Raw genomic sequence first — 12,339 nt, 5'->3', positions numbered from 1 at the left:
AAGATTAATATTCAACCTTCCACATATATCTACGAGTTGTAAGCGGATGCGCTCTTTCAATGGCCAAAGCTTGGTTATAAACGGGGTAAACATTATTAAATAGGGAATGATTGAAGTAATCAACCACAGAGCTGTCAATGGTAGACAGTCCTAAATCCTTTGCGTCTAAAACCTCTACTCTCTGGGTATAACGATTAAGGAACTTTAACGCTCTTTCATCTAAAGGCCGGGTACTTCCTTCAGAGACCTGAATGACAAATGGTATTTCAGCATCAGTAATCTCAAATGGTCCATGGAAATATTCACCTGAATGTATGCTGGAAGAGTTAATCCATTGCATCTCCATAAAAATGCAGATGCTTTGCATATAGGCAGCCCCGTAGCCAGCTCCGCTTGCCATGGTGTAGATTACGGAATCATCTTTATGGTTTTTCGCAAAAGCCAGAGCACGCTTTTCCACGTGTTTGCATGCATTTTTAACAATTCGATCTATTTTTCCTACTCCGTCCAGGAATTTATCATATTGCTCATATCCCTCGGTCTGATTTAATACCTCTACTGCCGTCATTAGTGCTTTCATGGTTTTTTCGCGGGCAATATCTTTACCATCCCCAAATGTGTACTTCACCACATAGTCTGCTTGTTCCGTAATAGGAGAATCTTCAACCCATGTTAATGCAATAACTGGAACTCCTGCTGTTCTACCTAATTCTGCGGCTTTCACAGTCTCTGGTGTATTACCTTTATGTGATGCCACTACCAGTACTGAATTTTCTCCAAATGCCTTAGGTGTGTTATGCACAAACTCATTACTGGTATAAAGACCTACCTTAACTTCCTTTGCTTCTTTTTCAAGAAATGTTTTTGCAGGATAAAAAGCACCATAAGAACCACCGCAAGCTACATAATATACCTGCTTAATACCGCCAGCCTCTTGTTTATTTGCTACAATTTCTTCAATAATTTTTTTGATTTCCATTACCATTTCCTCCTTGTATGATACATTTCCTTATTTTCCATTCCACAACGGTGTATGTATTGGAATGTTATAAGGAAACAATAACACAAAACAATACATGAAGCAATAACACTTTGCTACTTTTTCTAGAGCATCGCTTCAACTATCCCCGATTTTTAAAGGGAGGACCCCTAGTTGCAAGGGCTTACAAGCTATTCATAAATTGTATATACTGTTATAATATAAGCATCCCGATATAAAACAATATAATACATTTATAAAAACTTGATTTGGAGGTTGACCGCATGATTGATCATTCAGAATCTTCGCCGTTATATAGACAGCTGCAAGAAAGAATTTTAGATTCCATCCACAACGGTACCCTAAAACCAGGAGACAAACTCCCTACAGAATTAGAATTAAGTGAAACCAATAATGTGAGTCGTGTAACTGTCCGTGCGGCACTTGATTCACTTACCTCTGAAGGTTACTTGGTACGGATTCCGGGAAAAGGAACATTTATTACAAAAGATAAAATCAAAAAAAATGTCGTAGAGACCATTGGATTTAGCGATACTTGTAAATTACAAAATAAAGTGCCTGGTGCAAAAGTAATAAAATGCGTGATTGAAGATGCTACAGCATCAGACCAGGAACATTTAGATTTAATGCCAGGGGATAAAGTAATCAATATAGAAAGAATCAGGTATGCTGACAATGTGCCGGTATCTGTAGAGTATTCACGTTTCCCTTCTTCTTTTTCTTTTTTATTACAAGAAGATTTAAATAATATATCTCTTTATGATATTTTAAAAAATAAACACAAGATTACATTTGGAATATCAAGAAAATATATATTTATGGAGTTTGCTTCCTTTGATGTAGCCACCTATTTAAATATTGAGGAAGGTTATCCTCTACTTTGTATTAAAAGCACAGTTTGTAGTCCAGACGGCCAAAAAATCCATCGTTCCAAGCAACTAATATTAGGGGATAGGTTTGAGTTGATTGTTTGAGGTTATGAACAGCTATATCGCCTGTCCTGTCTCTGACAGGTGCTTCTATGTAGATTTAACCCTAAAAAAAAGGCCACCTGCATTTGCAGATGGCCCTCCTTACAAAATACCTTAAAAGACTTTCTTCCGGTCTCTTTCCCCCTTCAAAATTTCCACTGATTCACGAAAACGCAGCGAATGAATCACTTCACGTTCACGCAGAAACTTCAGACTATCCTGCAAATCCACATCGTCTGTCAGATCAATCAGCCACTGATATGTAGCTCGAGCCTTTTCCTCTGCCGCTATGTCCTCATATAGATCGGCAATCGGGTCGCCTTTGGCTTGAATATAGGCCGCTGTAAAAGGAACCCCGCCTGCGTTTTGATAATATAGCGCATGATCGTGCGCCGCGTAATATTCCCCTAGCCCAGCTGCCTTCATTTGCTCCACGCTCGCATCCTTGGTCAGCTTATAAATCATAGTCGCAATCATCTCGAGATGCGCAAATTCTTCCGTGCCTATGTCGTTCAGTACGCCAATTACCTTATCGGGAATCGTATAGCGCTGATTCAGATAGCGCAATGCCGCTGCCAGTTCGCCATCCGCTCCACCATACTGCTCCATAAGCAGTTTGGCCATATGAGGATCACATTTGCTGACACGTACGGGATATTGCAGTTTTTTCTCATATACCCACATTCATGTTCCTCCTTTATAAAAGGTTATACCTACCTAGACCTGCCACGGCCAAGGGGATTGACTCCACTCCCAAGGATACTTGGAATAGGCACGGCCAAAATTTTGTAAAGGCCCATATAGCATCTGATACTCGTTAGCAATCGCCGTTCTTTCCTGCGTCAGTTTATTGAACTGTTCGATAGCCTGTAAATCATCTGGGTGCGTATCCAGATACAAATTCAGCTCCACCAACACAAAATCCACCGCTTGGAGCTTCTCCAGCAACGCATAAAACTGGGCATCAACTGGCTTGGTTTGGGGTGTGCAGCCTTGGGCCGGGTTTCCGGCTTGACTATAGCCCTGAGTTTGGTTCTGATACTGGTTCTGGTATGGATACGGATTTGAATAAGGGCTTTGATATGGATTCGGCTGTTGCTGCCCGCTCTCATGCTGATTTTGCTGCTGGAATTGGAATGGGGACTGACCCTGATTTGGATTCTCCATTCTATTCGCCTCCCCCCTGGTTTCTCCTAGGCTCATAAGGGCTGTAAAGCAAAGGCCATAGCGTTCCCTTCGTCAGCGCCTCATCTGGACTGAATTGTGGTAGACCAGGGGGCTGAAATTGTATAAACAAGTTTGGCGGAAGCACATAAGTCTTACACAGAACGGGCGGACACGGATCGAACGGGCCGACAAACGGGGCATACTCACCTTGCTGTGGAAATTTCACGGGCCGGGACCTCCTTTGATTGATCCATCTGTTTTACTATTCAACATATGCCGCATCGCCCAAGTCTCGAACAAAAAATCACAGATAAAAATAATTGTTCAAGAAAATAACCATAGAACTGTTTCTAATCAAAAAAGAGCCTTTAAAACCACGGTACGTGGATCTAAAAGCTCTTTCTTCAGCACTCTATAATAACTTACATACCTGAACTGATCTTACCTATATCTGTGGATTAGGAATCAATCGGTAGAAAGCTCATCTTCAATCACAGACTCAGGCTTGCGGTGAATCTTCACTCTCATTATGCGAAGCCTTGTTGCTTCCTCCACCTCAAAGGTAAGGTTATAAAACTCAATTTTCTTCCCTTTCACCGGAATGCCCTCCAATTCCTTGAACAGCCATCCCCCGATGGAATCCACCTCGTCGTCTTCAATGTTCACTCCAGTCAAATCATTGACATCCTCAATGAGCATACGACCGTCCACAGAGATGAAGTTCTCCTTCATTTCCACACTCGGGCGTTCATCCTCAAATTCATCATAGAGATCCCCGACGATTTCCTCCAAAATTTCCTCCGCTGTCAGCAGCCCGGCCGTTCCGCCGTACTCATCTACCACGAGAGTCATTTGGGAATGTTTTTTCTGCATAAGGCGTAGCACGTGACTCACTTCCATGGACTCCGGCACATTCAAAATAGGACGTACCACCGAAGCCAGATCCAGTTGCTCTCCCTGCTCAGCTAGCAGAAGATCTGTAATATGGACAAAACCGATAATCTGGTCTTTATCCTCAACCGCTACCGGGTAACGGGAATGCTTGGTCTCGCTGATGATCTTGAGATTTTCCTTAAACGACAAATTCGTATACAAACAATCCATATCTGTACGCGGCAGCATGATTTCACGGGCAAGCAAGTCGGAAAAATCAAAAATATTATCCATCAGCTTAATTTCGTCCTTATCAATCACACCGCTTTTGGCGCTCTGATTCATCAATATACGAATCTCTTCCTCCGAATGAGCCGCTTCGGCTTCACTCGCCGGCTGAATGCCGAATGCACGCAACAGTAAGTTTGCCGCAGCATTCAATACCCAGATCACAGGCAGAAAGACCTTATAAAAAAGCAGCAAAGGCGCCGATAAAAACAACGCCACACCTTCGGTCTTCTGAATCGCTAAGGACTTTGGCGCCAGTTCCCCCAATACGATATGCAAAAAGGTAATTACGCAAAATCCGACGATAACAGATACCGTTGTAATCAGTGTACCGTCAGTTACACCGAGTTTGTGCATGAGTGGCTCTATCAGGTAGCCGGATATTGCTGGCTCTCCAATCCAACCCAAGCCCAATGAAGCCAGCGTAATGCCCAATTGGGTGGCGGACAGATAAGCATCCAACTTTTGGTTCACCTTCAGCGCATAGCCTGCCAGGCGATGACCCTCGCTTTGGAGCTGCGTCAATCGGGATTGGCGCATTTTGACCAGCGAAAATTCTGCGGCCACAAATACACCATTTAGAAAGACAAGCAGCAGTACCAAGAGGAGATTCACAGCTAGCAATCCCCAATGAAACTCGGTATGACCATCCAATACGAACTCCCCATTTCTATAGTTGTAATGCTTTTCTTGATTTAAAGTCTATTCCTTTGTAATACATATCCGCCACGAGCAGATTTGGTCCACAACAGGCAGCGGCATCACAATGACAGTTCACAGTCTGATTCAGCGGATGCTCATTCAGCCATTCACCAAAAATATCGTCCAGACTATCTTCCTGAATATTTCCGAAAGCCGGTATGTCTGCAAAATCTGTCACATACACGCTACCCGTGAACATATTCACATTCACACGGTTTCTTCCGTCCGGATCATTACGCACCGTAATATTCGGTTCCTGACGCAAGCGTCGAAGCAGTTTGCGGTCTTCTTCCCGATCCGAACAAGCAAAGAACGGTAATGTGCCAAACAACATCCACATGTCCTGATTACGTACATCCAGCAGCTTATGGATAGAGTTCCGCATGTCGTCGAGTGAAAGCACAGGCAAAGCAGAGGCAAAATTCGACGCGTACATTGGATGAACCTCATGCCGTCGGCATCCCATTTCGTTGATTAATTGATGAATGCCCTCCAGCTTCGTATGTGTCCGATAGTTAATCATGGATTCAGCTGAAATGAACATCCCCATTTCACTCAATCTGCGGGCATTTTCCATCATTTTTTCATACAGGCGAACAGCACCCGCACGTGGAGTCGGTCGGCCGGTATTTGCAAAACCCACTTCATAAAAATCGTCCGCATTCAAATAGTTAAATGAAATATGCATCACATCCAGATAAGGAAGCATCTTCTCATATCTGCGAATATCTAACGTCAGATTGGAGTTGATTTGCGAGCGAATACCGCGCTCTTTGGCATATTTCAACAGTGGAACGATCACTTCATCCACTGTTTTATCGAGTAAGGCAGGTTCACCGCCTGTAATACTGATCGTCTCCAGATGCTCGACTTCATCCAAACGCTTCAGCATTAGGTCTAGCGGAAGGAAAGGGGCCTCCTTCATAACCAGCATATCGCCAACAGCGCAATGCTCACAGCGCATATTACATAGATGCGTTACGGTCATCTCCACACTCGTAAGCAAATGACGACCATGTGTACGCAGTGAGACAATCGGGTCCCACGGATCATAGGTTGGCGATATTTGGGGTAGCGTGTTATTTTGTAGAACTGTCATTATGTTTTCACCTTATTTCTGTTATTAACCTCAAAAGACGTATAATTATCATATCATGATGTGTAAAGTGTCTGCATACTTTCTTCCACATCATCTGCTAATCTACGTGTACTCCTCCGAAAGGGGCGACAGTAGCACCCAATGTGTTTGTAATCATAACCGAGAGGGATACGGACAAATCCACATCATAAGGTGCCTTCACTTCCTGCCCATCCCGGTCCCTTACAATGCGAATGACGGGTCTTTGCGGGATTTTGGGATGTATACGCACTACGACCCCCTCTTCCCCCGTGTTGAGCATCACAGAGAGTCCCAGGGGGTAAATAGCTACACAGTCACGAAAGGCTTCCAGCATTCGCTGCTCATATAACGTTCCTGCCCCGGCGTACAGCACTTCCATCGCTTCATAGGGCAACAAAGCCTGTTTGTATATCCGACTTGCTGTCATTGCGTCGTACGAGTCGGCCAGACCGATCCATTTCGCATATTCGTGGATCTGGTCCTTTTTCCAACCGTGTGGGTATCCACTGCCGTCGATACGCTCATGGTGCTGTAATGCACAATGAGCCGACAATAAGGGAATACCAGGTTCGTCTTTGAGCAGCTTGTAGCCGATCACCGTGTGTGTTTTCATATGCTCATATTCCTCATCCGTCAATTTACCCGGCTTATAGAGCACTTGAGGTGAAATTTTCATTTTACCGATATCGTGCAGTAATGAACCTATCCCCAGCTCCATGAGCTGGTTATTATCGTAGCCATTGGATATCCCAAGTACTAGTGAATATAAACATACGTTCAAAGAATGATGATACAAATCCTGATCCGCGGCCCCGATATCCATCAACATAATGACGGCGTCCTGACGGCCTCCAATATCGTCCAGAATGGATTCCATCACCTTATAAAATGACTTGCCAAAATATTTGTGCTTATGATCTACGGAGTAGGATGATAAACCTTGAAACTGCTTTTTGATTTCCTGTAGCGCCGCGGCCCTTGTCTGTTCATGGATCAACTCAGGAATGACGATATCTTCTGTCACAGCATCCTCAATGTATACATATCCAATACCGACTTGGCCTAGACGTTCAATCAATCGCGAAGTAAGCTCAACACCTTCCGAGAGCAGCACCATTCCGTTTTCATTGTAAATTTTCTTGCCAAGCTTCATGCCGGCTCTCAATAATGTAACAGGTACCAGTCGCAGCTTAATCCTCTCCCGATTGTTTTGATACCTGAAGCCACCTAGCTGCAAAACATTCTTCCATCGCGCCCGGACGCTTCAACTCCATTTCAATCATATCCCGTAAAAATTCTGGAAGCATAAATCGGAGATCTGTTCCGTTCGCAAGCACCTCATAACCTGCTTTGAAAGTGAACATATCCAACGTGCCCACTGTGTATTCCTCATGCTCTTCCAAAGGTTGACCCGCTACACGAATGTCCGTCACTTTTTCATAAGGAGCACGGCCAGGGTCATACTGAATGGCCAAGCCTTCCACACACATCGTGCCAAGCACTTTGCCTCTGAAGCCAAAACCCGTCATGGGCTTGTCTGTAAATTCAGGCAGCAAGGACTGCTCCAGCGCCAACCGAATATCTCTTCCCCGCAACTTCATAACACAGGCATTAATCGGCGAAGGGCATAAGGAATGTAATATTCCTTTGCTGATATCCCCTTGAGGTAATGGGCCGAGCAGTTGTCCCGCATTGACGAGGGCAATTTCTGTTCCTGTAAAATGGGACACCGCTTGTGCCAGCATATTGCCGAAAGGGGATTCCTGATCATATGCGATCTCCAGTTTCCGATCCGTCACCGCAACTGTGTTCTCCATGGCGCGCTCTGCTTGTCTGCGATGCACCACAATGGCCGATGCCACTTTTTCGTCCAGTAGTGTCTGATCCACAGGAACTACGCCGCCCGACGTGACTCGAAACGGTTCGAGGCTATCGTTACGACTTAGTGTCACTTCACCCAGCAGCGTTCCGAACTTACCCGCCCCACATAAAGCTGTTTTTCCGATCCAAAGCGGTTCCTCCAGCACATGATGGGTGTGACCTCCAAGGATAACGTCAATTTCAGGAAACTGCGACGCTAATTTTTTATCGGAAGGTAGACCCAGGTGCGACATCACAACCAAAACATCAACCTGCTTTCTCAGTGCCGCGATCTGCTTCCCCAGCACCTCAAACGGATTGAGCACATCCCAACCCAGCAATTGATAAAACTCTACAAAAGGAGCCGTCACACCAAGTAAACCCACCTTAATTCCTGCTTTATCTACGATAAGGGATTCCTTCATCCACGAAGGGCTCATCCCCGTGGCACGCTCTGTCATATTGCCGCATACGACCGGACAATGAATCCCCGCATATGCCTGTTCAATCATATCCGGGGTAAAAGTCAGTCCCTCATTGTTACCGATCGTAATTGCATCGTATCCTGTTAGATTAATCACATCCACATTTGCCCCACCGAGCGTTCCTTCCGTTTCGGGGGCCATCCGGTCCATGTGGTCTCCTATGTCGAGCACAAGCAGCGCATCCCGTGATGCGGCTCTTCGTTCATCGATCATCGCGGCTATCGAAGGCATACTGCCAAAATGACTATGGATATCATTGGTATGCAAAATGGTCAACGTTTGCCGAGTCGTCATCTCCATAACCGCCCTCCTCTATACTTTATATATATCGACTTTGGAGCTTCTAATGTTTAAGCATACCATGTTATTTAGCAATATGGTACATATGAGTGGACATAGTCCTTAAGCTTCGCTGTAGTCTCTGGGCAATCTCATATCATAAACATAGTGAAAAGTATTGACGTTATCTACTGTAGGTATCTGATAGGAAACGGGTTCCTGGGACCTATTTTACAGCTTGGAATAATAGTAAATTAGTCGTTGTCATCCCATTTAATTCTTGATATATTAAGTTTGTTTCGTATTTTCGACAAATTTACGACAATAAGGAGGTTAGCGCATGAGAGTACACGTTACCGATGCCAAGCCGGGAGATCGCCTCAAATCCGATACATACAATGGGCACGGTGTACCTGTCATGATTCAGGGCACCGAGCTACAGCATGACGATATTTCCAAACTCATTATGCATGGTGTCGATTATATCGACATTGATGCCGGTTCAGCGAGCATTCCGGTTGACTTTGCCCCCGATGTCCCAGCTTCCCCCGAGTCCCTCAAACGTGCCGTTCCTCTCATGGAGCAGACGATCAGTGGCTTTGAAAGCATGTTTCTCGAAGCCTCTTCAACTGGAAAATTTGATGAATATCGAGTGGATGAGCTGTTCGGCCCTCTCGTTTCAGAGCTGGCTCGTCAAAAAGATGTCGTATCTCTGCTATTAATTATGGAACGGGGAGATCACTATACCTATAATCATTCTCTCCAAGTAGGTGTACTGTCATATTACATTGCCACATGGCTTGGATATACGGAAGAAGAAGCATATGCCGCTGGTAAAGCTGGGTACTTACATGATATAGGCAAGTCCATGATACCGGATGAAATTTTGAACAAACCGGATAAACTGACACCCGAAGAATTCCATGAGATGAAAAAACATTCGCTATATGGCTATGATATTATTCGCAATTCAACCAGCGATGAGATTTCTGCAATTGTCGCCTTGCAGCATCACGAGCGTGAAGATGGAAGTGGATATCCCCATGGACTGTTCAAGGAAGATATTCATCCTTTTGCCAGCATAACAGCTATTGCCGACGTGTATAGCGCGATGATTTCCAATCGTGTGTACCAGACGAAGCAGGAGCTGCTCACCGTATTACGTGAGCTGCACAGCATGAGTTTTGGACATCTAAACCCAGAAGCTACCCAAGTGTTCATTAGACACATGCTTCCTAATTTCATTAATAAGCAGGTTCTGCTGACTACAGGTCAGACAGGAACGATTATTCTGAACAATCCTGCTGATTACTTCAGACCCTTAGTGAGAATTAACGATGATGAATATGTAGATTTGTCTAGAGAACGCCATGTATCCATTGATGAAATTTATTTGGAATCCTGATCCGCTATTACTGCCTCCCGGCGTTACTTCGGTAGAACGAAATGTTATGCCGAATTACAGGCTACGCGAATAAAAAGAGACTGTCCTTGATTCGTAGGTTCTTTACGAAGGACAGCCTCTTTTTATGTTACGGACATTAACCTAGTTACTATCCTTACTTATTTGTTTAAACCTAAGTGTTAAGATCATGCAGACCTGGGCTATGTTCATTAGGCAATTCAGGCATATACGGAAGAGGAAAACCTTCTGGAGGATCCACCACACTCAAATCTCCACCGTTTCTGCTTGGAGTTTGTCCATTGAATATTTCTCCAATACGGGTAGAATCCAATCGAAAATTAAACTGTGCATTGTGAAAGCCCATTTCAACATACTTCCGGCATTCTGGATACTTGTTAATATCGTAGTTTGGAACCGGGAACAATTTTCCCCAATCAACTCCAAGTGTCTCTAAAGCTTTAGCAAACGCATTTTGATGAGCATTATCCCGCACAATCAAAAAAGCCAACGTTTCCCGGAATGTTTTGTTCGAGCTCATTTCGTAAATTCGGGATTTTTGCAGAACCCCTGTAGATTCGAGTACGAGATTATCAAGCAAATCACTAATCAGATTGCCGTGGGAATAAACATAACTACCTAGCCAAGGGTTTCCACTTGCATCAACAGGTAAGGAACTTTGAGCTCCCATAATAAAATGATGAGGATTTGCGTGTTTTATCGCCTCATCTAAAGGAGCATGATCAATTCCAGCATCGCCGGCTTGGTCTGCGCCTGAGCCAGTCAGAAGTTGATTAATAGTATGTTGGACCAGTTCAACATGACTAAGCTCCTCTAGAAAAACTCCGCGTATCAAATCCCTAAACTGCACAGCATTACCACGAAAATTATTACTTTGAAAGAAAAACTGCATCATGGTACGCATTTCTCCGAATCGACCACCTAATACTTCTTGAATCACTTTAGCAGCAGCCGGGTCGGGCTTATCGGGTACTATTATGTTAATTAGATCTTCTTTATAAAAATACAATGTAAAAAACCTCCTTAAACTTTTTTTTAAACGTGAACATATGCTTCCCTCCTTAATAATTTTTATACAAACCAAACAAACAGATAGTTAAATGTAAAGACTCCTATCAGATTGTTGTTATGCTGATCCTCGTTTTATTACATCTTGAAAAGGTTAAATACAGTTAGAATTCACTAAGCTGCTTTAACTATAGGAGGAGTAATTATGTTTAGACATCAAAAAGAGCTGCAGTTTGAAGTGAAAGTGGAGCGTCCTGATCCTCTTTTTGCCCGGCAGGTACAAGAAGTTTTGGGAGGGCAATTTGGAGAAATGACCGTGATGATGCAATACTTATTTCAAGGGTTTAACTGCCGCGGTGAGGAAAAATATAAAGATATGCTAATGGACATTGGAACTGAAGAAGTAGGGCATGTGGAGATGCTGTGTGCTTTAATTAGTCAACTACTTGATGGAGCTAAACCAGAAGATCAAGAACAAGCTGCAAAAGACCCTGTTACAGCTGCCATTATGGGGGGAATTAACCCGCAGCACTTGCTGGTCAGCGGTCTTGGCGGATTACCTAGTAATTCTAATGGAGTTCCATGGAACGGCTCTTATATCGTTGCAAGTGGCAACCTATTGGCGGATATGCGGTCCAATTTGCACGCAGAGAGTCAGGGTCGATTGCAGGTAGCAAGGCTATATCATATGACACAAGATGAAAGCGTCAGAGCTACACTACGGAAAATGCTAGCACGTGACCGCTATCACCAATATCAATGGATGGCGGCAATCCAAGAATTGGAAGAAAAAAACGGTGTTGTGGTCCCCGCTTCTTTTCCTCCTGAAGCAGAGCAAGAGTCTCAGCCTGAAGCTTATGAGTTTTGGAATTTGTCTGAAGGCGAAGAATCCAGTGAAGGTTTGTGGGCAACAGGAAGTGCGCCGGATGGAAGCGGGAGCTATGTATACATCTCTAACCCTGTTGCCAAAGGTCAAATCTACAGTGCCAAAATACCAGCAACCGAATTACATCATGACTTAGACCATAAAACTTCAGATAAATAAACAAGTAGCAGACGAGCTGTCCCAACATTAAAGATTGCTAGTTGGTGACACTGACCATAAAAATGAAACAAAAAATATATACTTAAAATTCGAATAAGGCGGCTTATCATAAGGCATA

At 43.9% G+C, this 12,339-nt stretch carries 12 protein-coding genes; 3 read left to right on the top strand and 9 right to left on the bottom strand.

What is annotated here, in order from left to right; translation table 11 throughout:
- Positions 1 to 4: 4 nt before the first annotated feature.
- Positions 5 to 979 (bottom strand): SIS domain-containing protein, encoded by a 975-nt coding sequence (locus NLX78_RS00505; protein WP_302057233.1) that lies wholly within the window; start codon positions 977 to 979, stop codon positions 5 to 7.
- A gap of 284 nt (positions 980 to 1,263) precedes the next feature.
- On the opposite strand from NLX78_RS00505, the gene NLX78_RS00500 reads away from it, so the two are divergent.
- Positions 1,264 to 1,974, top strand: coding sequence for a GntR family transcriptional regulator (locus NLX78_RS00500; protein WP_254349360.1), 711 nt, complete (start codon positions 1,264 to 1,266; stop codon positions 1,972 to 1,974).
- A gap of 111 nt (positions 1,975 to 2,085) precedes the next feature.
- Here NLX78_RS00500 and NLX78_RS00495 read toward each other — a convergent pair whose 3' ends face one another.
- From NLX78_RS00495 to NLX78_RS00465, 7 genes are all read right to left on the bottom strand, one after another.
- The gene (locus NLX78_RS00495) at positions 2,086 to 2,655 is read right to left on the bottom strand and encodes a manganese catalase family protein (protein ID WP_061831696.1); all 570 of its coding nucleotides are present in this window, start codon (positions 2,653 to 2,655) and stop codon (positions 2,086 to 2,088) included.
- Between the two features lie 33 nt (positions 2,656 to 2,688).
- Positions 2,689 to 3,138: a spore coat protein CotJB gene (locus tag NLX78_RS26415; RefSeq protein WP_269465968.1), complete on the bottom strand. Its 450-nt coding sequence runs from the start codon at positions 3,136 to 3,138 to the stop codon at positions 2,689 to 2,691.
- Position 3,139: 1 nt separating this feature from the next.
- Positions 3,140 to 3,364, bottom strand: a complete 225-nt coding sequence (locus tag NLX78_RS00485; protein WP_061831695.1) for a spore coat associated protein CotJA — start codon at positions 3,362 to 3,364, stop codon at positions 3,140 to 3,142.
- 239 nt (positions 3,365 to 3,603) lie between these two features.
- Complete coding sequence (locus NLX78_RS00480; protein WP_254349359.1) at positions 3,604 to 4,953, bottom strand: hemolysin family protein; 1,350 nt, start codon at positions 4,951 to 4,953, stop codon at positions 3,604 to 3,606.
- 16 nt (positions 4,954 to 4,969) lie between these two features.
- Positions 4,970 to 6,100 carry a radical SAM/CxCxxxxC motif protein YfkAB gene (yfkAB, locus tag NLX78_RS00475; protein WP_023987890.1) on the bottom strand — a complete coding sequence of 377 codons (1,131 nt, stop codon included), beginning with the start codon at positions 6,098 to 6,100 and terminating at the stop codon, positions 4,970 to 4,972.
- 97 nt (positions 6,101 to 6,197) lie between these two features.
- Positions 6,198 to 7,358, bottom strand: a complete 1,161-nt coding sequence (locus tag NLX78_RS00470; protein WP_254349358.1) for an HD-GYP domain-containing protein — start codon at positions 7,356 to 7,358, stop codon at positions 6,198 to 6,200.
- Positions 7,312 to 8,766, bottom strand: coding sequence for a bifunctional metallophosphatase/5'-nucleotidase (locus tag NLX78_RS00465; protein ID WP_254349357.1), 1,455 nt, complete (start codon positions 8,764 to 8,766; stop codon positions 7,312 to 7,314). The genes NLX78_RS00470 and NLX78_RS00465 overlap by 47 nt, the downstream gene beginning before the upstream one ends.
- 319 nt (positions 8,767 to 9,085) lie before the next feature.
- Between NLX78_RS00465 and NLX78_RS00460 the strand changes: the two genes are divergently transcribed.
- On the top strand, positions 9,086 to 10,150 hold the full coding sequence (locus NLX78_RS00460) for an HD-GYP domain-containing protein (protein WP_254325998.1): 1,065 nt from the start codon (positions 9,086 to 9,088) through the stop codon (positions 10,148 to 10,150).
- A gap of 172 nt (positions 10,151 to 10,322) precedes the next feature.
- On the opposite strand, the gene NLX78_RS00455 is transcribed toward NLX78_RS00460, so the two are convergent.
- Positions 10,323 to 11,177, bottom strand: coding sequence for a manganese catalase family protein (locus NLX78_RS00455; RefSeq protein WP_061831689.1), 855 nt, complete (start codon positions 11,175 to 11,177; stop codon positions 10,323 to 10,325).
- A gap of 204 nt (positions 11,178 to 11,381) precedes the next feature.
- Between NLX78_RS00455 and NLX78_RS00450 the strand changes: the two genes are divergently transcribed.
- Positions 11,382 to 12,221 (top strand): manganese catalase, encoded by an 840-nt coding sequence (locus tag NLX78_RS00450; protein WP_165176021.1) that lies wholly within the window; start codon positions 11,382 to 11,384, stop codon positions 12,219 to 12,221.
- Positions 12,222 to 12,339: the final 118 nt, after the last annotated feature.

The sequence above is a fragment of the Paenibacillus sp. Lou8.1 genome (genome assembly GCF_024213565.1).
Classification (GTDB): domain Bacteria; phylum Bacillota; class Bacilli; order Paenibacillales; family Paenibacillaceae; genus Paenibacillus; species Paenibacillus polymyxa_B.
The sequence above is the reverse complement of the archived record's forward strand: the minus strand, read 5'-3'. Positions and strand labels throughout refer to the sequence as shown.

What these genes read in the sequence shown, in the direction of transcription:
- NLX78_RS00465 (WP_254349357.1), bottom strand. Translation starts at nt 8,766, where the DNA reads ATGGAGATGACGACTCGGCAAACGTTGACCATTTTGCATACCAATGAT.
- NLX78_RS00460 (WP_254325998.1), top strand. Translation starts at nt 9,086, where the DNA reads ATGAGAGTACACGTTACCGATGCCAAGCCGGGAGATCGCCTCAAATCC.
- NLX78_RS00450 (WP_165176021.1), top strand. Translation starts at nt 11,382, where the DNA reads ATGTTTAGACATCAAAAAGAGCTGCAGTTTGAAGTGAAAGTGGAGCGT.
- yfkAB (WP_023987890.1), bottom strand. Translation starts at nt 6,100, where the DNA reads ATGACAGTTCTACAAAATAACACGCTACCCCAAATATCGCCAACCTAT.
- NLX78_RS00500 (WP_254349360.1), top strand. Translation starts at nt 1,264, where the DNA reads ATGATTGATCATTCAGAATCTTCGCCGTTATATAGACAGCTGCAAGAA.
- NLX78_RS00505 (WP_302057233.1), bottom strand. Translation starts at nt 979, where the DNA reads ATGGAAATCAAAAAAATTATTGAAGAAATTGTAGCAAATAAACAAGAG.
- NLX78_RS00495 (WP_061831696.1), bottom strand. Translation starts at nt 2,655, where the DNA reads ATGTGGGTATATGAGAAAAAACTGCAATATCCCGTACGTGTCAGCAAA.
- NLX78_RS26415 (WP_269465968.1), bottom strand. Translation starts at nt 3,138, where the DNA reads ATGGAGAATCCAAATCAGGGTCAGTCCCCATTCCAATTCCAGCAGCAA.